17 protein-coding genes are annotated in these 22,454 nt (G+C 76.0%); 11 read left to right on the top strand and 6 right to left on the bottom strand.

Annotated elements, in window-relative coordinates; translation table 11 throughout:
• Positions 1–45 precede the first annotated feature (45 nt).
• Positions 46–1,515, bottom strand: a complete 1,470-nt coding sequence (locus tag J1G43_RS11985) for an NAD-dependent succinate-semialdehyde dehydrogenase (protein ID WP_207378509.1) — start codon at positions 1,513–1,515, stop codon at positions 46–48.
• A 35-nt stretch (positions 1,516–1,550) separates the two neighbouring features.
• On the opposite strand from J1G43_RS11985, the gene J1G43_RS11980 reads away from it, so the two are divergent.
• The 4 genes from J1G43_RS11980 (at position 1,551) to J1G43_RS11965 (ending at position 5,594) form a co-directional block, all read left to right on the top strand.
• Positions 1,551–2,387 carry a thymidylate synthase gene (locus J1G43_RS11980; RefSeq protein ID WP_207341383.1) on the top strand — a complete coding sequence of 279 codons (837 nt, stop codon included), beginning with the start codon at positions 1,551–1,553 and terminating at the stop codon, positions 2,385–2,387.
• 3 nt (positions 2,388–2,390) lie between these two features.
• Entirely contained in the window at positions 2,391–2,873 is a 483-nt protein-coding gene (locus tag J1G43_RS11975; RefSeq protein ID WP_207370711.1) for a dihydrofolate reductase, read from the top strand.
• Positions 2,874–2,941: 68 nt separating this feature from the next.
• Positions 2,942–3,871 carry a 4-hydroxy-tetrahydrodipicolinate synthase gene (gene dapA, locus J1G43_RS11970; protein WP_207341381.1) on the top strand — a complete coding sequence of 310 codons (930 nt, stop codon included), beginning with the start codon at positions 2,942–2,944 and terminating at the stop codon, positions 3,869–3,871.
• A 37-nt stretch (positions 3,872–3,908) separates the two neighbouring features.
• Positions 3,909–5,594, top strand: a complete 1,686-nt coding sequence (locus J1G43_RS11965; protein WP_089802168.1) for a ribonuclease J — start codon at positions 3,909–3,911, stop codon at positions 5,592–5,594.
• A 73-nt stretch (positions 5,595–5,667) separates the two neighbouring features.
• Here the strand turns inward: J1G43_RS11965 and J1G43_RS11960 are convergent, their stop codons facing one another.
• Both J1G43_RS11960 and J1G43_RS11955 read right to left on the bottom strand, forming a co-directional pair.
• Positions 5,668–6,801, bottom strand: coding sequence for a DNA glycosylase AlkZ-like family protein (locus tag J1G43_RS11960; protein ID WP_207378508.1), 1,134 nt, complete (start codon positions 6,799–6,801; stop codon positions 5,668–5,670).
• A 103-nt stretch (positions 6,802–6,904) separates the two neighbouring features.
• Entirely contained in the window at positions 6,905–7,573 is a 669-nt protein-coding gene (locus J1G43_RS11955) for a TetR/AcrR family transcriptional regulator (RefSeq protein ID WP_207378507.1), read from the bottom strand.
• Positions 7,574–7,647: 74 nt separating this feature from the next.
• Between J1G43_RS11955 and J1G43_RS11950 the strand changes: the two genes are divergently transcribed.
• From J1G43_RS11950 to J1G43_RS11940, 3 genes are all read left to right on the top strand, one after another.
• On the top strand, positions 7,648–8,058 hold the full coding sequence (locus tag J1G43_RS11950; protein WP_207370708.1) for a hypothetical protein: 411 nt from the start codon (positions 7,648–7,650) through the stop codon (positions 8,056–8,058).
• Positions 8,059–8,152: 94 nt separating this feature from the next.
• Positions 8,153–10,783: a DNA translocase FtsK gene (locus J1G43_RS11945; protein ID WP_242635674.1), complete on the top strand. Its 2,631-nt coding sequence runs from the start codon at positions 8,153–8,155 to the stop codon at positions 10,781–10,783.
• Positions 10,784–10,794: 11 nt separating this feature from the next.
• Positions 10,795–12,969, top strand: a complete 2,175-nt coding sequence (locus J1G43_RS11940; protein WP_207341377.1) for a bifunctional diguanylate cyclase/phosphodiesterase — start codon at positions 10,795–10,797, stop codon at positions 12,967–12,969.
• Between the two features lie 86 nt (positions 12,970–13,055).
• On the opposite strand, the gene J1G43_RS11935 is transcribed toward J1G43_RS11940, so the two are convergent.
• Complete coding sequence (locus J1G43_RS11935; protein WP_249670846.1) at positions 13,056–14,369, bottom strand: CapA family protein; 1,314 nt, start codon at positions 14,367–14,369, stop codon at positions 13,056–13,058.
• Positions 14,370–14,480: 111 nt separating this feature from the next.
• Here J1G43_RS11935 and pgsA point away from each other — a divergent pair, with 111 nt between their 5' ends.
• The 3 genes from pgsA (at position 14,481) to J1G43_RS11920 (ending at position 16,153) form a co-directional block, all read left to right on the top strand.
• Entirely contained in the window at positions 14,481–15,074 is a 594-nt protein-coding gene (pgsA, locus tag J1G43_RS11930; protein WP_207378506.1) for a CDP-diacylglycerol--glycerol-3-phosphate 3-phosphatidyltransferase, read from the top strand.
• Positions 15,071–15,541 (top strand): CinA family protein, encoded by a 471-nt coding sequence (locus tag J1G43_RS11925; RefSeq protein ID WP_207378505.1) that lies wholly within the window; start codon positions 15,071–15,073, stop codon positions 15,539–15,541. Before pgsA ends, J1G43_RS11925 begins: the two co-directional genes overlap by 4 nt.
• A 249-nt stretch (positions 15,542–15,790) precedes the next feature.
• Positions 15,791–16,153, top strand: a complete 363-nt coding sequence (locus J1G43_RS11920) for a helix-turn-helix domain-containing protein (RefSeq protein WP_207341498.1) — start codon at positions 15,791–15,793, stop codon at positions 16,151–16,153.
• 75 nt (positions 16,154–16,228) lie between these two features.
• On the opposite strand, the gene J1G43_RS11915 is transcribed toward J1G43_RS11920, so the two are convergent.
• Positions 16,229–17,050 carry a DNA-formamidopyrimidine glycosylase family protein gene (locus J1G43_RS11915; protein ID WP_207341374.1) on the bottom strand — a complete coding sequence of 274 codons (822 nt, stop codon included), beginning with the start codon at positions 17,048–17,050 and terminating at the stop codon, positions 16,229–16,231.
• 18 nt (positions 17,051–17,068) lie between these two features.
• Positions 17,069–22,153: a DEAD/DEAH box helicase gene (locus tag J1G43_RS11910; protein ID WP_207378578.1), complete on the bottom strand. Its 5,085-nt coding sequence runs from the start codon at positions 22,151–22,153 to the stop codon at positions 17,069–17,071.
• Positions 22,154–22,210: 57 nt separating this feature from the next.
• Between J1G43_RS11910 and J1G43_RS11905 the strand changes: the two genes are divergently transcribed.
• On the top strand, positions 22,211–22,453 hold the full coding sequence (locus J1G43_RS11905) for a DUF3046 domain-containing protein (protein WP_207341373.1): 243 nt from the start codon (positions 22,211–22,213) through the stop codon (positions 22,451–22,453).
• The last annotated feature ends 1 nt before the right edge of the window (position 22,454 follow it).

The raw sequence follows: 22,454 nt of genomic DNA, 5'->3' as shown, positions 1-22,454 counted from the left end.
CCGGGCCGCGCGCGGATGTGCCGGCGGCGCCCGTGCCGGGCGACGTCAGAGCGCCACGTACACCGGGTCGAGGTACTCCTCGATGCCGAGCTCGCCGCCCTCCCGGCCCAGGCCCGAGGTCTTGAGCCCGCCGAAGGGTGCGCTGGCGTCGGAGACCATGCCCCGGTTGATGCCGATCATCCCCGCCTGCACCTCGTCGGCCAGCCGCATGGCCCGGCCGACGTCCCGCGTGTAGGCGTACGCCACCAGCCCGAACGGGGTCGCGTTGGCCAGGCGCAGCGCCTCGTCCTCGTCGTCGAACGTCACGACGGGCGCGACGGGCCCGAAGATCTCCTCGGTCACCACGCGGGCGTCCGGCGCGACGTCCGTCAGCACCGTCGGTGCGTAGAAGTACCCGGCACGGCGCGGGACGGTGCCGCCCGTGCGGACCCGGGCGCCGCCGTCGGCGGCCTGCGCCACGACCTCGGCGACGCGCTCGACCGCCGCGCGCTCGATGAGCGGGCCGACCGTCACGCCGTCGTCGGCGCCGTGCCCCAGGACGAGACCCTCGAAGGCCCGCGTGAGCCGGCGCGAGAACTCGTCCGCGACGGACGCGTGCACGAGGAATCGGTTGGCCGCCACGCACGTCTGGCCGGAGTTGCGCATCTTGGCCTGCACCGCGCCCTCGACCGCGGCGTCGAGGTCGGCGTCCGCGAAGACCAGGAACGGGGCGTTGCCGCCCAGCTCCATCGAGGTGCGCAGGATCGACGGGGCGGCCGCGGCCAGCAGCGTGGCCCCCACCTCGGTCGACCCGGTGAACGACAGCTTGCGCAGCCGGGGGTCGACCAGCAGCGGCTCGCTGATCCGCCGCGCGGACGACGAGGGCACGACGTTGACGACGCCCGCCGGCAGGTCCCGCGCCTCGAGCTCGGCGCGGATGACCTCGGCGACGTACGCCGTGGTCAGCGGCGTCAGCCGCGCGGGCTTGACGACGCACGTGCACCCGGCGGCCAGCGCGGGCGCGATCTTGCGCGCGATCATGGCGATCGGGAAGTTCCAGGGCGCGATCAACAGGGCGGGGCCGACCGGTCGGCGCAGCACGAGCTGGTGGTGGGTGCCCGCCGGGGCGCGTCGCGCGAGCCCGTCGACCCGGACGGCCTGCTCGCTGTACCAGCGCACGTACTCGGCCGCGTACGCGACCTCGGCGCGCGACTCCGCCAAGGGCTTGCCGCCCTCGGCGGTCACGAGCGCCGCGATGTCGTCCGTGCGGGCCACGAGCGTGTCGAAGACGGCCCGCAGCAGGTCCGAGCGCACGCGCGGCGCGGTGCGGCGCCACGGGTCGAACGCCTCGACGGCGGCGTCGAGCGCGTCGCGGGCGTCCGCCTCGTCGGCGTCGGCGACCTCGAAGATCGTGCGGGCCGTCGCCGGGTCCTCGACCTCGAACGTCGCGCCCGACCTCGCGGCGCGCCACCGCCCGCCCACGAGCATCCCGGTGGGCAGGTGCGCGGCGACGGTCGGCGGCAGCGGCGAGGTCATGCCGACCATCCTGGCCTCCTGCCTACGATGTCGCCATGACGGAGCCGGCCGACGCCACGCACGCCCCGACGACCGACGTCCCGACGCCGTACGAGGACCTGCTGCGCCTCGTCCTGGCCACGGGGACGCCGAAGTCCGACCGCACCGGCACCGGCACGCGCTCGCTGTTCGGGCACCAGCTGCGCTACGACCTGCGCGCCGGGTTCCCGCTGGTCACGACCAAGCGGGTCTTCTTCCGAGGCGTCGCGGAGGAGCTGTTCTGGTTCCTGCGCGGGGAGTCGAACATCTCCTCGCTGGTCGAGCGCGGCGTGCACATCTGGGACGAGTGGGCCGACGCGGACGGCGAGCTCGGGCCCGTCTACGGCGTGCAGTGGCGGTCGTGGCCGACGCCCGACGGCGGCCACGTCGACCAGCTCACGCGCGTGCTGGCGGACCTGCGCGCGAACCCCGACTCCCGGCGGCACGTCGTGTCGGCGTGGAACGTCGCCGAGCTCGACCGCATGGCGCTGGTGCCGTGCCACGCGTTCTTCCAGCTGTACGTCGCCGACGGGCGGCTGTCGTGCCAGGTGTACCAGCGCTCGGCCGACCTGTTCCTCGGGGTGCCGTTCAACATCGCCTCGTACGCGCTGCTCACGCACATGATCGCCCAGCAGGTCGACCTCGAGGTGGGTGACCTGGTGTGGACCGGTGGCGACTGCCACGTGTACGACAACCACGTCGAGCAGGTCCGCGAGCAGCTCTCCCGCGACCCGTACCCGTACCCCACGCTGCGGCTGCGCCGGGCGGGGTCGCTGTTCGACTACACGTGGGAGGACGTGGCGGTGGAGGGCTACGTGCACCACCCCGCGATCTCCGCGCCCGTGGCGGTCTGACGCGTGATCGGTCTGGTCTGGGCGCAGACGCCCGCCGGGGTCATCGGTGACGCCGGCGCCATCCCGTGGCACGTGCCCGAGGACCTGGCGCACTTCCGCGAGGTCACCGCCGGCGGCACGGTCGTCATGGGGCGCGCCACGTGGGAGTCCCTGCCCGAGCGGTTCCGGCCGCTCCCCGGGCGCCGCAACGTCGTGCTGTCGCGCGACCCGGGCTACCGGGCGCCGGGGGCCGAGGTGCTCGCCGACCTCGACGCCGCCCTGCGCAGCGCGCCGGACGTCTGGGTGATCGGCGGGGGCGCGGTCTACGCCGCGACGCTCGGCCGCGCCGACCGGCTCGAGGTGACGGTCGTCGACCTGGACGTGCCCGGGGACACCACGGCACCCGCGATCGGGCCGGGCTGGCGGCTCGTCGCCGGCGGCCCGGACGGCCCGTGGCACACCTCGCGGACCGGGACCCGCTACCGGTTCGACACCTGGGTGCGGTGACGGACGCTCCCGGACCGGTGGGTGGAAGGGTCGACGCGGACGACGGGTCCGAGCGGTACCGTGTGCGCATGCCCGCCGTGACCTCCGCAACCCACCCGTTCGGGTCGCTGCTGTCCGCCATGGTCACCCCGATGACCGCGGACGGCGCCGTCGACCTCGAGGCCACGGTCCGGCTCGCGAAGCACCTCGTCGACGCGGGGCACGACGGCCTGGTCCTCAACGGCACGACCGGCGAGGCGCCGACGACCCACGCACCGGAGAAGGCCGAGATCGTCGCCGCGGTCGTCGAGGCCGTCGGTGACCGTGCGTACGTCGTCGCCGGCGCCGGGTCGAACGACACGGCGCACGCCGTCCGCATGGCCGAGCAGGCCGCGGAGGCCGGCGCGCACGGGCTGCTCGTCGTCACCCCGTACTACTCGCGGCCGTCGCAGGACGGCATCGTCGCCCACGTGGGGGCCGTCGCGTCCGCCACGGACCTGCCCGTCATGCTCTACGACGTCCCCGGCCGTGCCGGGGTGCGGCTGGCGGCCTCGACGATCGACCGCCTCGCCGCCCTGGACCACGTCGTGGCGATGAAGGACGCGTCCGGCGACGTCGTCGCCGCCGCCCGGTCGATCGTGCGCACCGGCCTGGCCTGGTACAGCGGCGACGACGCCCTGACCCTCGCGCAGCTCGCGCACGGGGCCGTCGGCCTCGTGGGCGTCGCGACGCAGGCCGCGCCCGAGGGCTTCGCGCGCCTGTTCGCGGCCTGGCAGGCCGGCGACCCCGCGACCGCCCTCGACGTCTACCGTTCGCTGCTGCCCGTGGTCACGGCCCTCAACGGCGCCGGGTTCCAGGCGGCGGCCGCGAAGGCCGCGCTCGTCGAGCTCGGCATCCTCCACAGCCGGGCCTCCCGGCTTCCCCTGGTCCCCTTCACCGACGACGAGGCCGCCGACGTGCGTGCCGGTCTGGCGGCCGCAGGTCTGCTGGGCGTCGTCGCGGGCACCGACCGCGCGTGACGCAGCGGTCGGGACCCACCGATCCCTCAGGAGCTCCATGAGTCACCCGCACCCCGACCTGACCCTGCCCCCGCCGCTGCCGGAGGGCGCTCTGCGGATCGTCCCCCTCGGCGGGCTCGGTGAGGTCGGGCGCAACATGGCCGTCCTCGAGTACGCGGGGCGGCTGCTCGTCATCGACTGCGGCGTCCTGTTCCCCGAGGACCACCAGCCCGGCGTCGACCTGATCCTGCCCGACTTCGACTACATCCGGGACCGCCTGGACGACATCGACGCGATCGTGCTGACGCACGGCCACGAGGACCACATCGGTGCCGTGCCGTACCTGCTGCGGCTGCGCCGCGACATCCCGCTGGTGGGCTCGCAGCTGACCCTCGCGTTCGTCGAGGCCAAGCTCAAGGAGCACCGCATCGCGCCGCTGACGCTGCCGGTGCGCGAGGGCCAGGTCGAGCAGCTCGGCGCCTTCGAGTGCGAGTTCGTCGCCGTCAACCACTCCATCCCGGACGCGCTCGCGGTCGCCGTGCGGACCCCCGCCGGCACCGTGCTGCACACCGGTGACTTCAAGATGGACCAGCTCCCGCTCGACGGGCGCATCACCGACCTGCGCGCGTTCGCGCGCCTCGGCGAGCAGGGTGTCGACCTGTTCATGGTCGACTCGACCAACGCCGAGGTCCCCGGCTTCGTCACCCCCGAGCGGGAGATCGGGCCGGTCCTCGACCAGGTCTTCGCCGAGTCCACCGGACGTGTCGTCGTGGCGTCGTTCGCGTCCCACGTGCACCGCGTGCAGCAGGTCATCGACGCTGCCGTGGCCAACGAGCGCAAGGTCGCCCTGGTCGGCCGGTCGATGGTGCGCAACATGGGCATCGCCGCCGAGCTGGGGTACCTGCGGGTCCCCGACGGGGTGCTGGTCGACCAGAAGCAGATCGAGAAGCTCCCCGACGACCGCGTCGTGCTCATGTGCACCGGGTCGCAGGGTGAGCCCATGGCCGCGCTGTCGCGCATCGCCAACGGCGACCACAAGGTGTCCGTCGGCCCCGGTGACACCGTGGTCCTCGCCTCGAGCCTCATCCCCGGCAACGAGAACGCCGTGTTCCGCGTCATCAACGGCCTCATGCGGCTGGGCGCGCGCGTCGTGCACTCGGGCAACGCCAAGGTCCACGTCTCGGGCCACGCCAGCGCCGGCGAGCTGCTCTACTGCTACAACATCCTGCGACCGCGCAACGTCATGCCCGTGCACGGCGAGGTGCGGCACCTCATCGCCAACGCCGCGCTCGCGGTGAAGACCGGTGTACCGGCGGACCGCGTGGTGCTCGCGGAGGACGGTGTGGTGGTCGACCTGATCGACGGCCGCGCCCGCGTCGTCGGCGCCGTGCCCTGCGGCTACGTGTACGTCGACGGGTCCAGCGTCGGCGAGCTCACCGAGGCCGAGCTGAAGGACCGTCGGATCCTCGGGGACGAGGGCTTCGTCTCCATCTTCGCCGTCGTGTCCTCCGGCGACGGCAAGGTGCTCGCCGGTCCGCAGATCCACGCCCGCGGCGTGGCCGAGCAGGACGACGTCTTCGACGAGATCCTGCCCGTGCTCACGGCCGCGCTCGAGGACGCCGCCCGGTCGGGCGCGACGGACACGCACCAGCTCCAGCAGGTGATGCGCCGCGTCGTGGGCCGCTGGGTGTCCAACAAGCTGCGTCGCCGGCCGATGATCATCCCCGTGGTCGTCGAGGCGTGATCCGCTGAGGCCCCTGTCGTCCCGGCCCGCGCCGGGACGACAGGGGCCTCGTCACGTCCCGGGGGACACCGGCTCAGGCCGGCTGCTTGCCCCGGAACTCCGCGAGGCGCTCGTGCTCCGTCGCGACCGCGCGCCGCGTGGCCGCGTCCCACGGCGTCCACGGGTCGACCTCGAGGGCGAGACGGGCGCCGCGGGCACGCGGGCGCCAGGTGCCGACGACGTCACCGTCCCGCAGCACGGCGCCCGGCCGACCGAGCGCCGGCCACAGCGCCGCACGTCGCGCTGCGTCCGGCACGAGGAGCTCGCGGTCCCGCGCCTGCAGGAACAGGTCGTACGGGCCGAGGAGCCGCACGGGCGCCGGCGGCACGTCGTGGGCGGTGGCGAGCGCGTCGGCGTCCGCGGTGAGGACGCTGCGTGGTTCTCCTGCCACGTCGACCTCGTGGACGTCGTGCGGCCAGCGCGCCGTCACGTCAGCCACCGGGGCGTCCAGGTACGCGGCGACGAGGCGGGGGGTCGACGGACCCAGGAGGTGCAGGGCCGTGCGGACGAGGTCGTGCCGCCCGCCGGGCCCGGGTGCGTCCGTGCGGCCGACGGCGTCGGGCGGCCAGCCGGTCACCCGGCGCAGCACCGGCGGTGAGGTCCCCGGCACCAGCTCGAGGCCCCCGTGCAGCGCGGCCAGGCGGAACGTCTGCTCGTACACGTGCGTCGCGCCGCACGTGCGGCACCACCGCAGGTAGGGCTCGGGCAGCCGGGACGTCAGGGCAGTCGACACCGCACCCTTCGGCATCGGCGCCGTCACGACGTCCCGCATGGTGCGCGCGGCCGTGGCCAGCGCGTCGCGCAGGTCGATCCCGGCCGCACGCAGGGGGCGTGCGGCGTCGAAGAGCCGCTGGGCGGCGTCACGGGCCGACCAGGGCCGGGCCGCGGCCTCGACCGCGGCCAGCTCGTCCCGCCGGTAGGCGTGCGGCGCGCCGCGCAGGGTCCAGGCGAGCACGAGGGCCTCGGGCGGCTCGCCCGCCCGCACGTCCGCACCGCGCAGCGCCAGCGCCCACAGGGCCCCGTCGGGTCCCGTGTCCTGCACGCCGGCGTCCAGCACGGTCGGCGCTGCGGGGTCCGCGCTCGTCGCCGGCGCGGCGTCGAGCTGCTGGGCGTGCACCCGGTACCGCAGGACCGCCGCGCGGGTGGCACCGGGGGCGGTTGACGTCATACGCCGATGGTGGCACCGGCCACCGACACGGGCGACCGACGGCCGCGGGTACCGGGCCGGCGGCCCGCGGACCCCCCACCCGCAGGCGTGCCCGGGCGCCCGGCTACGGGGTCCGGGACCCGTCCGGGCCGTCGCGGACAGCGCCGGGCGGGGTGCCGCGCAGCAGGCCGGGGCCCGCGCCGCGCAGCGCGGCGACGTACCGCACGTCGCGCTCGTGCGGCGGCCAGGGGAGCAGGCCGTCGATCTCGAGCATCACCCAGCCGTGGGTGAGCGCCCACAGCCCGGTCGCGGCGGCGGCCACCGCGTCGCGGTCGGCGCCGTCGGGGTCGAAGGGCGCGGCGGCGCTCGCGGCGAGTGCGCGGGCGGCGGCGTCGCGCAGCACGACGAACGTGGGCGCCTCGTCCACGGGTCCGCTCGCGGGGTGGCGGGCCCCGGCGCCGGGGCGCGCGAACATGACGCGGTACGCCTGCGGCTCGTCGAGGGCGAAGCGGCGGTAGGCCGCCCCGAGCGCGAGCAGGTCCGCGCCCGGCTCGCCGGTGGCGGGTGCGTCGCGCAGCCGCGCGGCGAACCGGGCCGCGGCGCGGTCGCCGACGGCCTGCAGCAGCGCGTCCCGACCGCCGAAGAGCGCGTACACGGCGCTGGACGACGTCCCGGCCCGGGCGGCGGCGTCGCGGACGGTGAGCGCGGCCGCACCGTCGTCCGCCACGGCACGGGTCGCCTCCTCGAGGAGTCGTTCGCGCAGGGTGTCGTCGTGGCTGCGGGGGCGGGGCACGTCCTGAGGATAAGGGGCTTGACAAGGATTCCGTAACGGTGTTCTGTAACAGTGTTACGAAAGGAGGTGGCCTCATGATCGAGCTCACCGACGCGGCGCGCAGCACGGCGGGGGTGGTGGCCCTCGCGGTCGTCACGATCGAGTCCGGCGGGTGGTTCCTGCTGCGGGTCGTCACCGGGCGTGCCCCGGCCACCGACTTCCAGCGCTCGTTCTACCGGGCCGGGCACGCCCACGCCGGCGTGCTGGTCACCCTCGGACTGGTGTGCCTGCTGCTCGGGGAGGCCACGTCCCTCACCGGGGGCTGGCGGTGGCTCGCGCAGACCGGCGTGCTCGTCGGCGCCGTGCTGCTGCCGGCCGGGTTCTTCCTGTCCGCCGCGGGGTCCGGCCGGACGCGGCCCAACCGCCTCGTCGCCCTGCTGCCGCTCGGCGCGCTGGCCGTCGCGGCGGGCGTCGTGACCCTCGGCGTCGGTCTGCTGACCGCCTGAGGAGCCCCGATTCACCCGGGAGTGGCGAGTGCCACCGGGCGACACGACCCCCGGTCGCCGGGGAGCGGCGCCCGGTGCGGCTACCGTGAGGACCATGGCGACCCGTACGACCCCCGGCCCCGCGCGCCCCACGCGTGCCTCCGGTGCGTCGCCCCGGTCACCCAAGGGCGCCCAGCCGCGCGGCGCGTCCCGTCCCGCGGGGCGTGGCGCCCCCCCGGCACCGCGTCAACCCGCTCTGCCGGTGCGCATCGTGCGCCGCGTCTGGATGGGCGCCGCGCACCTCGTCGGCGGGACCGCCCGGCACGTCGGGGCCGGTGCCCGCGAGCTCGACCCCGCCCACCGGCGCGACGGCCTCGCGCTGACGCTCGTCGGTCTGGCCGTGGTCGTCGCCGCGCGCGAGTGGTGGGACCTGTCCGGCACGGCCGGTGACGTCATCCACAACGTCGTGGCCGGGACGTTCGGCGTCGTCGGCGTCGCGGTGCCCGTGGTGCTGCTGGGGGTCGGCGTGCGGCTGATGCGGCACCCGGACCGCGTCCAGGCCAACTCGCGCATCGGCATCGGGCTCAGCGCCATCACGGTCGCCGTGTGCGGCATCGTCCACCTCGCGAACGGGCTGCCCGCCACGCAGGACATGGCTGCCGTCCGCGCCGCGGGGGGCATCGTCGGCTTCGGCGTCGGCACGCCGCTCGCCACGCTGCTGACGACGATCGTGGCGGGGCTGCTGCTCGGCATCCTCGCCTTCTTCGGGGTGCTCGTGGTCACGGCGACGCCCGTGCACCAGATCGGGCCCCGTCTGCGCGGCCTCTACCGCCGCCTGACCGGCCAGCACGAGCACCCCGCCGAGGACGTGGACGAGGACGCGCCCCTGGTGATCGAGGCGCTGCACAGCGCCCGTCCCGAGCCCCCGGCCAAGAAGCCGCGGCGTCTCCTGGGCCGCCGCCGGGCCGAGGACCTGGCGCCGCCGGAGGACGGGCGGCTCGACGGGTACGAGGGCGACGAGGCGTTCGAGCGCGCAGCCGTCGTGGCGCGCGAGGAGGAGGAGGCCGCCGCCGCCGCGGCTGCCGCCGACGCGCTGGAGACCCGGCGCATGGCGCCCACCGCGCCCACCGTGCCGATGGCGGCCGTCGAGGCCGAGCTGCCCGCGCCGCCCACCAGCGGGGTCCCGCGCGGTGAGCAGCCGATGCTCGAGGGCGACGTCGTCTACATCCTGCCCACCGAGGACGTGCTGGCGAAGGGCGCCCCGCACAAGGTGCGCTCGGCCGCCAACGACCGGGTCGTGGAGTCGCTGACGTCGGTCCTGGAGCAGTTCGAGATCGACGCGCAGGTCACCGGGTTCACCCGGGGGCCGACGGTCACCCGCTACGAGGTCGAGCTCGGGCCCGCCGTCAAGGTGGAGCGCGTCACCGCGCTGAGCAAGAACATCGCCTACGCCGTCGCCAGCGCCGACGTGCGCATCCTGTCGCCGATCCCCGGCAAGTCGGCCATCGGCATCGAGATCCCCAACACCGACCGCGAGACGGTCGCGCTGGGCGACGTGCTGCGCTCGTCGGCCGCCAAGCGCACCGAGCACCCCATGGTGATCGGCGTCGGCAAGGACGTCGAGGGCGGCTACGTCGTGGCCAACCTCGCCAAGATGCCGCACCTCCTGGTCGCGGGCGCCACCGGTGCGGGCAAGTCGTCGTTCGTCAACTCGATGATCGTCTCGATCCTCATGCGCTCCACGCCCGACGAGGTCCGCATGATCCTCGTCGACCCCAAGCGCGTCGAGCTCACGCTGTACGAGGGCATCCCGCACCTCATCACCCCCATCATCACCAACCCGAAGAAGGCCGCCGAGGCCCTCGAGTGGGTGGTGCGGGAGATGGAGGCGCGCTACGACGACCTGGCGATGTTCGGGTACAAGCACATCGACGACTTCAACGCCGCCGTGCGCGCCGGCAAGGTCAAGCCGCTGCCCGGGTCCGAGCGCAAGATCGCGACCTACCCGTACCTCCTGGTCATCGTCGACGAGCTCGCCGACCTCATGATGGTCGCCCCGCGCGACGTCGAGGCCTCGATCCAGCGCATCACGCAGCTCGCGCGGGCCGCCGGCATCCACCTGGTGCTCGCCACCCAGCGCCCGTCCGTCGACGTCGTCACCGGCCTCATCAAGGCCAACGTCCCCTCCCGCCTGGCCTTCGCCACGAGCTCGCTCACCGACTCCCGCGTCGTGCTGGACCAGCCCGGCGCCGAGAAGCTCATCGGCCAGGGTGACGCCCTGTTCCTGCCCATGGGCGCGGCCAAGCCGATGCGCACCCAGGGCGCGTGGGTCTCCGAGTCGGAGATCCACGCGGTCGTCGAGCACGTCAAGACGCAGCTCAAGCCGGTGTACCGCGAGGACGTCGCCGTGGTCGCCACCAAGAAGCAGGTCGACGAGGACATCGGCGACGACCTCGACCTGCTGCTGCAGGCCGCCGAGCTCGTCGTGACCACCCAGTTCGGCTCGACGTCGATGCTGCAGCGCAAGCTGCGCGTCGGGTTCGCGAAGGCGGGCCGGCTCATGGACCTGCTCGAGTCGCGCGAGATCGTCGGTCCGTCCGAGGGCTCGAAGGCGCGCGAGGTGCTGCTGCAGCCGGACGACCTGCCCGCGACGCTGGCGATGCTGCGCGGCGAGAGCGCGCCGGAGCCGGCGCCGCTCGCGGACGAGGAGAGCCCCGGCGGGCACGTCCCCGCCGACGGCGACTGAGCGGCCACGGCGTGGACGCTGGTCTGGTCGGCCCGTACAGCATCGTCACGACGGTCATCGCGGTGGTCGCCGTCGGTGCGCTCGCGACCGTGCTGGTGCTGCTGCGCCGCGAGCGGTCGCAGGCCCGGCGCAACGCCGAGCTGGTCCGCGTGGCCCGGCAGCTGCACCGGCGCTACGACGCGCTGCAGCGCGTCACCGCCGAAGGTGTCGTGGTGCAGTCGCGGGACGGGCACGTGCTCGACCTGTCGGAGCGGGCCGCTCAGATCCTCGGCGTCGAGCGGGAGGCCGTCGTGGGGGTGCCGGTCTCGCGTCTCCCGGTCGTCCTGCTGGACGACCGCGGCCTCGCGGTGAACCCCGGCCTGGTGCTGGGCCGGCACGAGGGCGACGCGGACGAGCGCACCACGGTGGTCACCCTCGTGCCACCCGGTCCGGGCAACCGGCCGTCGGTGGTGCAGGTGACGAGCCGCTCCGTGCCCGCAGAGGAGGACGGGGAGATCGCCGTGCTCACCACGGTGGTCGACATCACCGCCCGCCACGACGTGGAGGTGGCGCTGTCCCGCAGCGAGACGCAGTTCCGGGTCGCCATGGAGAACGCGCCGATCGGCATGGCGCTCGTCGACCTCGACTGGCGGATCACCGAGGCCAACGTGGCGCTCGCCGAGCTGCTCGGCACCCACGCCGCGGCGCTGCGGGGCTACCGCGTCGACGAGCTCAGCGCACCCGAGGACCGCGCCGCCCAGCGCATGGAGATGGACAAGCTGCTCGGCGGGGGCCAGCAGCGGTTCTCGCTCGAGATGCGGTGCCGGCGTGCCGACGACCAGCTGGTGTGGGTCGTGCTGGACGCGGCGCTCGTGCGCGCCGCCGACGGCGGGCCGGACCACTTCGTCGTCCAGGTGCGCGACGCGACCGAGTCCCGCATGCAGGCGGAGATGCTCACCCACCGTGCCATGCACGACCCGCTGACGGGGCTGGCGAACCGCACGCTGCTCCAGGAGGTCCTGCAGGCCGCGCTCGCCCAGCCGGGGGCGGTGGACCGCATCGCGGTGCTCGCGTGCGACCTCGACGGGTTCAAGGACATCAACGACCGCTACGGCCACGCCGCGGGCGACGACATCCTCGTGCACGTCGCCGGCGTGCTGCGGGCCGCGACCTCCGGCAGCAGCACCGTCGCGCGGCTCGGTGGTGACGAGTTCGTCGTGGTGCTGCAGGACGTGCACGCCGCCAAGGCGGTCTTCGAGGTCGCGAACGAGATCCACTCCGGGCTCGCCGAGCCCGTGCGGGTCGGCCGCCGCCGGCTCGGGGTACGGGCGAGCATCGGCATCGCGCTCGCCGAGCCGCACCTGGTCGAGGCGGGTGCGCCGACGCTGCTCGCGGCGGCGGACGCGGCCCTCTACCGGGCCAAGCAGAGCGGCCGCGGGCGCACCGAGGTCTACGACACCTCGATGGAGATCGCCGCGCCCTCGATGGTGCACCGCGAGCTGGTGGAGGCCATCGAGGCCGGGGAGCTGGTGGTGCACTACCAGCCGATCGTCGACCTGTCCGACGGGCACGTGGTCGGCTACGAGGCGCTGGTGCGGTGGCAGCACCCCCACCGCGGGCTGCTGCTGCCGGGGGCGTTCCTGCCCCAGGTGCAGGAGGCCGGGGTGTCGGTGCTGCTCGGGCAGCTCGTGGCCACGCAGGTCGTCGAGCACCTGGCGCGGACCGCCGACGACGGACGCTGGGTGTCCGTCAACGTGTCCGCCGACCAGCTGGGGGACTCCGAGCTCGCCACGCGGCTGCTGCAGGACCTCTCGCGGCACCGCGTCACGGCGGGCCGGCTGGTCCTGGAGCTCACCGAGTCGTCCCTGGTGGCGTCGGGCACGCGCATCCGCCACGAGCTGACGCAGCTCTCGGCCGCGGGCGTGCCGATCCTGCTCGACGACTTCGGCACGGGCGTCTCGCCCCTGTCCTACCTGCGCGACCTGCCCGTCGCCGGGGTCAAGCTCGACATGTCGTTCACCTCCGGCATCCCGCACGACCCGACGGCCGGCAAGGTGGTGCGCGCGCTGGGTGCCCTGGCGCGGGAGCTCGCGATGGTCACGATCGCCGAGGGCATCGAGAACGAGGAGCAGGCCGACTTCCTGCGGCGCAACGGCTGGCGCTACGGGCAGGGCTGGTTGTACGGCGGCGCGCGCCCGATGCCCTGACGGCACCCGCGGCGGCGGTGCGCTGCGGGTGCGACGCACGCACCGCGGGTGGGTGCGGGCAGGAGCCGCGGGCGGTGCGGCCGGGCTCACCGACCGCGCGGGACGGCCACCGGTGCAGGGCCCGTGGCCAGGGCCGGTGCGAGGCGCTCGGGTGCCGCGGTGCCCGCAGCGTCCCGGACGAGCGCGAGCCGGTCGGCCACCTGGGCGGCCGACAGGCCCGCCGAGCCGGCCGGGACGTCGACGAGCGCGTGGACCGTGTGCCCGCCGCGCCGGTCCACCGTGACGGGCGTCCACTGCACCCCGACCACGCGGGCGGGCCCGGCGGGCGTGCCGGCGGCGGGATCGGCCCCCGTCGCGACGACCTGGGCGGTCAGCAGCAGCCCGGAGGCGGTGGCGCGCGAGCAGCACGCCTCGTCCTGGTTGGACACGTAGTTGCCGAGGCCGTAGGCGACCCACATCCCGGCCCCTCCCGGCCCGCCGGCGAGCTGCTCGACCGGCTGGGGCACGTGGGCGTGGTGCCCGATCACGAGGTCGACCGTGCCCGCGTCGGCGAGGCGCTGCGCGACCGCCCGCTGCACGTCGGTCGGTGCCGTGCGGTACTCCGTGCCCCAGTGCAGGCTCACCAGGACCACGTCGGCACCGGCGTGGCGGGCCGCGCCGGCCCGCGCGAGGACGTCGTCCACGTCGAGCAGCTGGACCGACCACGGCTTGTCGGCGTCGACCGGCATGCCGTTGGTGCCGTAGGTCGCGGAGAGGTGCGCGACGGTCACCGTGCGGCCGCCGCGTTCCAGGCGGTAGAGCTGCGGGTCGGCGCCCTCGGCCGCCGACCGTGCCGTGCCCGCGTGTCCCAGCCCCGCGGCGTCGAGCGCGTCGAGCGTGGCGACGACCCCGGCCCACCCGCGGTCGACGGCGTGGTTCGAGGCGGTCGAGCAGCCGTCCCAGCCCTGGTCGGCCAGCCCTGCCGCGAGCTCCGCAGGGGCCCCGAAGACGGGGTAGCCCGACGGTGCCGAGCGGTCCGGTGCCACGGGCACCTCCAGGTGGCACAGCGCCAGGTCGGCGCCCTGGACCCACGGGTCGAGCGGGCCGAGCAGGCGGTCGAAGTCGTAGCCGCCGTCGACCCGGGCCGAGCGCAGGACGGGCATGTGCGGCAGGACGTCGCCTGCGGCGACGACGGTGAGCTCGACGTCCGGGTCGGGGTCGGGGTCGGGCGGCGGGGTGGGCGTCACGGTCGGGCGCGACGCGTGGGCCCCCGCCACCGTCGGGACGGGCGGTGCCGGTGCGGGCCCCAGGGCGAGGGCGCCGGCAGCTCCGGCGGCGCCCACCAGCACGAGCGCGGCCAGGGTGCTCGCCACGGCCACGGGGAGCACCGCTGCTCCGGGGTCCCGGGCATGTCGAGGCACGCCCGGGACGCTAGCCCCGCGGGGGACACGGGCGACACCGCTGGACGTGTGATCCCGCAGGTGAGAAGCGCCCTGTCGGGTGGCCCACCGACCGGCGCTTAGGCTGTGCGCGTGGTCTCCGACGCTCCCTCCGCCTGGAACGCGGCCAACGTCGTCACTGTGCTGCGCATCGCCGTTGTCCCGCTCTTCGCCGTGGCGTTGCTGGCCGACGGCGGTCACACCGTCGGTGGCCGGCTGCTGGCCACGGGGCTCTTCGTCCTCGCCGCCGCGTCGGACCGGCTCGACGGCTGGCTCGCGCGCCGCTCCGGCCAGGTGACCGACCTCGGCAAGATGCTCGACCCGATCGCGGACAAGCTGCTCATCGGCAGCGCACTGGTGCTGCTGTCGTGGTTGGGGGACCTCTGGTGGTGGGTCACCGTGCTGGTCCTGGTGCGTGAGCTCGGCATCACCGTCATGCGGTTCTTCCTGCTGCGGTACGTCGTGCTGCCGGCCTCCCGCGGCGGCAAGCTCAAGACGGTCCTGCAGGCCGTGGCGATCTCGCTGTACCTGCTCCCGCTGGACCACCTGCCGGCGTTCGTCGGGGTGCCGGCCGCGGTCGTCATGGCCGCCGCCGTCCTGGTCACGGTGCTCACCGGGCTCGACTACGTGCGGGACGCCGTCCGCATCCGGCGCGCAGCCGGCCTGCCGCCGGCGGCAGGGCTGTGAGTGCCGCGCCGGCCGCCGTCCTCGACGCCGCGGCACGGCGCGGGTGGTCGCTGGCCGTCGCGGAGTCGCTCACCGGTGGTCTGGTGACGGCCACGCTCGTGGACGTGCCGGGCGCCTCACGCGTCCTGCGTGGGGGCGTGGTCGCGTACGCCACCGAGCTCAAGGCGAGCGTCCTGGGGGTCGACGCGGCCCTGCTCGCGGCGCGCGGTGCGGTGGATCCCGAGGTGGCGGTCGCGATGGCGGCGGGGGTACGGCAGCGCCTCGGCGCGGACGTGGGCCTGGCGACCACGGGCGTGGCCGGGCCCGACCCGCAGGACGGCCACGCACCGGGCACGGTGCACGTCGCGGTGGTCACCCCCGAGGCACGCCACGTGCGCAGCCTGGACCTGCCGGGCGACCGCCGGGACGTCCGCGCCGCGGCCTGCGCCGCTGTGCTGAGCCTCGCTGCGCAGGTGCTCGGCCCCTGACCGTGGGAGGTCACCCCGTGACCTCACCCCCATCGCCTCACCGGCGCCGGGAACACGCCGGAGGGGCGTCGCGTTGGGGGGGATATGACGAGCACCCGGCCGCCCCTGCGAGGCACGAACGCACGCGTGGGCGGTGCGCGGTACGGTGGACGTCTCCCGGCTTCTCGGCCGGGAGCGTCAAGTGCGACGGCCCCGCGTGGGGCGGGCCCGTCGGAGAACCGGGGACACGACGTGAGGGGAGGAGCCCAGATGGTCGTCCTGCGACGAGAGATCGGCGACGTCCTGCGGGACGCGCGCCAGCGCCAGGGCCGCACCCTGCGTGAGGTCTCCTCGGCCGCCCGCGTCTCGCTGGGGTACCTCAGCGAGGTCGAGCGCGGGCAGAAGGAGGCGTCGTCGGAGCTGCTCAGCAGCATCTGCGACGCGCTCGACGTACCGCTCTCCCTCGTGCTGCGCGAGGTCAGCGACCGTGTCGCCGTGGCGGAGGGTCTGCTGATCCCCGACACCGTGCCGGCGGACCTGACGGCCTGCGCGGGCGTCGGCGGTACCGAGCGAGCGCTCGGCGGCGACGCCGGGTGGGCGATGCCGCGCTCGGAGCTCGCGCCCGTCGGCTGAGCCGGCACCCGTCCCGCGCGTCGCCGAGGCGGCGCGCGGTCCGCATGCGAGACGCCCGAAGGCGGAGGTCCGCGGTCAGGGACGACCGCGCACCTGGCACCCCGGGCACCAGTAGACCTGCCGCTGCGTGGGCTGCTCGCCCACGTCCCCGCGCGCGACGCGCGCACCGCACCGCAGGCACGTGCGACCCTGCCGGCCGTAGACGGCCGCTGTGGGCCTGCCCTGCGCGACCGAGGCCCGCAGCAGCGCCCGGGCCGCGCGCAGCACCTCGTCGGCGTCCGTCACCTCCGACGCCGGGGCCCAGGGCCACCACCCCCGCGCGAACAGCGCCTCGGCGGTGAAGATCGTGCCGATGCCGACCACGACCCGCTGGTCGAGCAGGACCTCCGCGACGGGCCGGGCACCCTGAGCCGCCCAGCGGCGCAGCGCCTCCTCGATCCCCGGGGTGGGCAGGTCCAGCACCGGTGGTCCCGCCCACGGGACGCCCGGTGTGGTGTCGAAGTCGCCGTCGAGGACGTCGGGGCCGAGGTGCGCGAGCAGCGTTCGCTCCGTGCTCGTGGGAACCACGTCGAGCATGCCGAGGTGGTGGCCCACCGCCGTCCAGCGCTCGTCACCCAGGACGGCCCGGACGTCGGGCGCGCGGGCACCCGCGCGCGGCCCGCCCGTGGGGACGATGCGCCATGTCCCGTCCATGCGCAGGTGCGTGTGCAGGGTGCGGCCGTCGTCGAAGCGGGTGAGCAGGTGCTTGCCGTACGGCCGCGTGCCGAGCACGGTGCGGCCGACCAGGTCGACCGCCGCCGCGGTGGGCCAGCGCAGGTCGGCCCGGAGCAGGCGACGGCCGGCCAGCGCCCGGTCCAGGTGCGCGGCGGTGCGCCGCAGCACGTCACCCTCGGGCACGGCGTCCTCCGCGGGCCCTCACGGGACCTGCAGGCGCAGGCCGCGCGGTGTGGTGACGAACCCGGCCGCCGTCAGGGCGGTGACCGCGGGGGAGCGCAGCACCTCGGCGGACAGGACGGGCGACCCGTCGATGCGCTCGACGGTCAGCCGGCCCGTGCGTCGGTCGCGGGCCGTCGTGACGAGCGCCTGCGCGGCCGCGGCGAGGATCGTGGGGTCGTCGGTGAAGGTCAGCAGGGTGCGCCCGCCGCGCTCGAGGTAGAGCGTGAGCGCCCCGTCCACCAGGGCGACGAGCGCGCCCGCCTTGCGGCCCGGGCGGTGGCCGGTCGCGTCGCGCCCCGGCGGCGCGTCGGGCCAGGCCAGCGCGGCGCCGTACGGGTTGGCGGGGTCCGTCGCGGCCAGCACCACGGACCACGGCGGCTCCTGCCGCGAGGCGGGGCTCCCCGCACCGGGTGACCAGGTGCCCGGCCCGGCAGGGCCACCCCAGGCGGGCGGGGCGACGTCCTGCCACGGGAGCGTCGGCCCGGCGGGGCCGGCGTCGCGGCGGTCGGCCGCCTGCTCACGGGCCCGGTCGACGACCTCCGCGTCGGTGCGCAGCCTGTCGACCGCCCCGGGCAGCGCGAACTGCGACCCACCCAGCCGCTCGACGAAGTACCCGCGACGCACTTGGCCCGCCTGCTCGAGCGCGGTCAGCACGCGGTACACCGCGGCGAACCGGCCGCCGATGCCCTCGGCGGGTGCGACGGCACGCGTCAGCACCCCGTGCCGGTCCAGCAGCTGGGCCGCCAGGGCGTGCGCGCGCACCGTCGCGTCCGGTTCCCGGGCGGGTAGCAGCGACCACCGCCCGGCGCCGGGCCCGGAGGTCGGTCCCGCCGTGCGCGGGACGGTCCCGGTCGGGCCCACGCCGAGCCGGCCACCGGCGCGCAGGCCGAGGCGTGGCCGCACCGGCCGCCCGCGTGCAGGCGCGGGGCGCGTGCGGTGTGCGGTGGACCCGCCGGCGAGCCACGCACGCAGCGGTCCCAGTCCGTCGTTGGTGACGCGGCCCGCCCACACCAGGTCCCACAGCGCGGTCAGGACGCCGGCGGTGTCCGGCGGCGCGTCCTCGTCCAGCCACTGCGCCGCCACCCGCTCGACGATCGCGGCGAGGAACCAGGCACCGCCGCCCTCGAGCGCCGCGAGCACCGCGCGGTGCACGCGGTCGGTCGCCGGGGCGTCCGGGTCGTCGAGGTCGGGCACCGGGGCCAGGGTGAGGTCCGCGACCGCCGTGGGGTGCAGCGAGACGAGCCCGTCGTGCCCGGCCAGCGGCGCGTGCCCGGCCCAGAGCACCTCACCCGCGGCCGTCAGCTCGTCGAGCATCGCGGGCACGTAGTCGGGCACCCGCGCCGGCAGCACGTGGGTCTCCAGCGCCGACGCGGGCACGGCGAAGCCGGCTAGCTGCTCGACGGCACGGGCCACCGCGTCGACGCCGCGCAGCCCCGAGGGTCGCCGCCCGACGGCCTGGACGCCCTGCCACTGCGGGAGGAAGACGCCCAGTGCCTGCGGGTCGACCGGCTCCACCTGGGCGCGCAGCGCCGCGAGCGAGCGCTGGCGCAGCCGGCGCAGCACCTCGGCGTCGCAGAACTCGTCACCGGTCCCGCCCAGCACGTCGGGACGCAGCCGGCCCTGCACCAGGACGCCCGACGCCTCGAGCCGTCGCAGCACCTCGGTGACCACCGCGACGCCCAGGCCGAACCGGGACGCCGCCTGCGCGGCGGGGAACGGCCCGCGCGTGCGGGCGTGCCGGCGCAGCAGGTCGGCCAGGGGGTCGGGCAGCACCTCGGTGAAGACCTCCGGCACACCGACGGGCAGCGCCACGCCGAGGGCGTCGCGCAGGCGTCCGGCGTCCTCGACCGCCGCCCACTGCTCGGCGCGGTCGCCGGGCAGCCCCGCGAGGCGGACCCGGATGGCCCGGCGCGCCGCCGCGAGCTCGTCGAGCCACACCGGGACCGCGTCGCGGAGCTCGGGGCGGGTGCGGGCTGCCACCTCGGTCGCCGTGAGCGGGCCGTGACGCCGCAGGACGTCGGCGACCTGCTCGAGGGATCCCGCCTGGCGGTCCGGGGCTGTGCCGGCCAGCTCGGCCTCGGTGCGCTCGACCGCCTCGGGGTCCAGCAGGTCGGCGAGCTGCGACTCGCCGCCGGTGCCGAGCAGCTCGGCCAGCAGCGTGGGGTCGAGCGTGAGGGCGGCGGCCCGTCGCTCGGCGAGCGGGGCGTCGCCCTCGTAGAGGAACTGGGCGGTGTAGCCGAACAGCAGCGACTGCGCGAACGGCGAGGGGTGCGGAGTCGTCACCTCGACGACGCGCACGCGTCCCGTCCCCACGTCCCGCATGAGACCGGAGAGGGCCTCGGTGTCGAAGTCGTCCTGGAGGCACTCGCGCACGGCCTCGAGCAGGATCGGGAAGTCCGGGTACCGGGCTGCGACCTCCAGCAGCTGCGCCGCGCGCTGGCGCTGCTGCCACAGCGGCTGGCGGCGGTCCGGGCGGCGCCGCGGCAGCAGCAGCGCGCGGCCGGCCGCCTCACGGAACCGGGCCGCGAACATCGCGGACCCGCCGAGCTCGTCCCGGACGGCCGTGAGCACCTCGTCCGGGTCGAGCAGCAGGTCCTCCAGGCTCAGCCGGGGACCGTCACCCGCGGCCGCGTCCTCGCCCCACGCGGCGTCCGCCGCGCCGTCCAGCACGTCCGGAAGGCGCAGCACGATGCCGTCGTCGGCGTGCATGGCGGCCGCGTCCACCCCGTAGCGCTCCCGCAGACGCCCGGCCAGCACCAGCGCCCACGGGGCGTGGACCCGCGCGCCGTACGGGGAGTGCAGCACGATGCGCCAGTCGCCCAGCTCGTCGCGGAACCGTTCCACGACCAGCACCGTGTCGCTCGGCAGCTGCCCCGTCGCCGCCTGCTGGTCGCGCAGGTAGGCCAGCAGGTTGTCCGCGGCCCACGGGTCCAGGCCCGCGCCCTCGGCCCGCGCCCGCGCACCCGCGTCCGGCAGCGCCGCGACCTCGCGGACCCAGGCGCCCACCGCCCGGCCCAGCTCGGCCGGCCGGCCGGGTGCGTCACCCTTCCAGAACGGCAGGCGCCCCGGGACGCCGGGTGCGGGTGTGACGAGCACCCGGTCGGGGGTGATGTCCTCGATGCGCCACGTGCTCGACCCGAGCGTGAACGTGTCCCCGACGCGCGACTCGTAGACCATCTCCTCGTCGAGCTCGCCGACGCGCTTGCCGCCGCGCAGCCGGCCGCCCGTGCGCTCGGCGTCCACCGCCACGTCGGCCGTCGTGTCGCCGCCGGCGAGGAAGACCCCGAACATGCCGCGGTCCGGGATGGTGCCGCCGCTGGTGACGGCGAGGCGCAGCGCACCGGGCCGCCCCGACAGGACGTCCGTCACGCGGTCCCACACCACGCGCGGGCGCAGCTCGGCGAAGTCCTCCGACGGGTAGCGGCCGGCGAGCATGTCGAGCACGGCGCGCAGGGTCACGTCGCCCAGGTGGGCGAAGGGGGCGGCGCGGCGCACGACGCGGGCCAGGTCGTCGACGGCCCAGTCGTCGACGGCCACCATCGCGACCACCTGCTGGGCGAGGACGTCCAGCGGGTTGGCCGGAACGGCCAGTGCCTCGAGCTCCCCGGTGCGCATGCGCTGCGCGGTCACGGCCGCCGGCACCAGCTCGCCGCGGTGCGTCGGGAAGACAACGCCGCGGGACACCGCACCGACCTGGTGCCCGGCGCGCCCCACGCGCTGCAGGCCGCTGGCGACCGAGGGCGGTGCGCCCACCTGGACGACCAGGTCGAGGGCGCCCATGTCGATGCCGAGCTCCAGGGAGCTGGTGGCCACCACGGCCGGCAGCCGGCCGGCCTTGAGCTCGGTCTCGGTGCGGGTTCGCTCCGCGCGGCTCATCGACCCGTGGTGCGCGCGCGCCACGATCGTCGCCGCGTCCCGCGTGTCGACGCCGGCCGCGGTCCCCGACTGCCCGGGCACGGCCGCCGCGCGCACCGACCCGGGGTCCGGGACGTCGGCGCCGTGGCGCTCGGCCCAGACCTCGTTGATCCTGGCGGTCAGGCGCTCCGCCCCGCGCCGAGAGTTGGCGAACACCAGCGTCGAGCGGTGCGCCGCCACCAGGTCGACCACCCGCTCCTCGACGTGCGGCCAGATGGACGCGCGGGGTCGCTCGCCCTCGACCGTCGTCGCAGCGGCGCCGGGCGCCGGGGCGCCGAAGCCCGCCAGGTCGGGGTCGATGCCCGGGCCGCCGTACCGTCCGACCGACCCCGGTGCGGTCCCGGCCGCGCCCGGCCGGCCCGCGGCCGCCAGGTCGCCCAGGTCCGGCACGGGGACCACGACGTCGACCTCGATGACCTTCTGCGACGGCGGCTGCACGACGACCACGGACCGACCGCCGTCCGCGGGCGTGCGCGCGCCGCCGAGGAAGGACGCGACGGCGTCGACCGGTCGCACGGTCGCGGACAGGCCCACCCGCTGGGCCGGGCCCGGCCCGCCCTCCGCCTCGAGCAGGGCGTCGAGGCGCTCCAGGCTGACGGCGAGGTGCGCACCGCGCTTCGTCCCGGCGACCGCGTGGATCTCGTCGACGATCACCGTGCGGACGCCGGCGAGGCCGCGGCGGGCACCGGACGTGAGCACGAGGTACAGCGACTCCGGCGTCGTGATGAGCACGTCCGGCGGGGCCGTCGCGAACGCGCGGCGCTCCGCGGGCGGGGTGTCACCGGTCCGGATGCCGACCGTCACCTCCGGCAGCGTCGTCCCCAGGCGGGTGGCGGCCTGGCGGATGCCGACCAGCGGCGAGCGCAGGTTCCGCTCCACGTCCGTGGCCAGCGCCTTCAGCGGGGACACGTACAGCACGCGGCAGCGCCGGGTCGGGTCCTGCGGCGCCGGCCCCGTCAGCAGGCCGTCGAGCCCCCAGAGGAACGCCGCGAGCGTCTTGCCGGACCCCGTGGGTGCCACCACCAGCGCGTGGTCGCCGCCCGCGACGGCCTCCCACGCACCCGCCTGCGCGGCCGTGGGCGCGTCGAAGGCGCCCGTGAACCACGCACGGGTCGGCGCGGAGAACCGGTCGAGCACCACGGGGGCCATTGTGTCGGGCACGACCGACACGCGCGCGGCCCCGCCGGACGGTGGCAGGCTGGGGGTGTGAGGCATCGCGAGCTGGCCGGTCTGGTGGACGACGTGCTCGGCCCTGTCCAGGGCCGGCTGCTGCTCGGCGAGATGGTCCTGGGCGAGCTGGGCGGCCGGACCGGGGCCGCCGCCCTCGCCGACGGGGTCGAGCCGCGCGTCGTGTGGCGCGCGCTGTGCGACGCCCTCGGCGTCCCCGAGTCGGACCGGTGGGGCAGGGACCAGCACCGCCAAGCGCCACCGCGGCAGGCGGGGCGCTGAC

Source organism: Cellulomonas sp. zg-ZUI22 (assembly GCF_017353535.1).
GTDB lineage: Bacteria > Actinomycetota > Actinomycetes > Actinomycetales > Cellulomonadaceae > Cellulomonas > Cellulomonas wangleii.
This window is presented reverse-complemented; position numbering and strand designations above follow the sequence as displayed.

What these genes read in the sequence shown, in the direction of transcription:
- dapA (WP_207341381.1), top strand. Translation starts at nt 2,942, where the DNA reads ATGCCCGCCGTGACCTCCGCAACCCACCCGTTCGGGTCGCTGCTGTCC.
- J1G43_RS11950 (WP_207370708.1), top strand. Translation starts at nt 7,648, where the DNA reads ATGATCGAGCTCACCGACGCGGCGCGCAGCACGGCGGGGGTGGTGGCC.
- J1G43_RS11965 (WP_089802168.1), top strand. Translation starts at nt 3,909, where the DNA reads ATGAGTCACCCGCACCCCGACCTGACCCTGCCCCCGCCGCTGCCGGAG.
- J1G43_RS11985 (WP_207378509.1), bottom strand. Translation starts at nt 1,515, where the DNA reads ATGACCTCGCCGCTGCCGCCGACCGTCGCCGCGCACCTGCCCACCGGG.
- J1G43_RS11920 (WP_207341498.1), top strand. Translation starts at nt 15,791, where the DNA reads ATGGTCGTCCTGCGACGAGAGATCGGCGACGTCCTGCGGGACGCGCGC.
- J1G43_RS11945 (WP_242635674.1), top strand. Translation starts at nt 8,153, where the DNA reads ATGGCGACCCGTACGACCCCCGGCCCCGCGCGCCCCACGCGTGCCTCC.
- J1G43_RS11960 (WP_207378508.1), bottom strand. Translation starts at nt 6,801, where the DNA reads ATGACGTCAACCGCCCCCGGTGCCACCCGCGCGGCGGTCCTGCGGTAC.
- J1G43_RS11980 (WP_207341383.1), top strand. Translation starts at nt 1,551, where the DNA reads ATGACGGAGCCGGCCGACGCCACGCACGCCCCGACGACCGACGTCCCG.
- J1G43_RS11910 (WP_207378578.1), bottom strand. Translation starts at nt 22,153, where the DNA reads ATGGCCCCCGTGGTGCTCGACCGGTTCTCCGCGCCGACCCGTGCGTGG.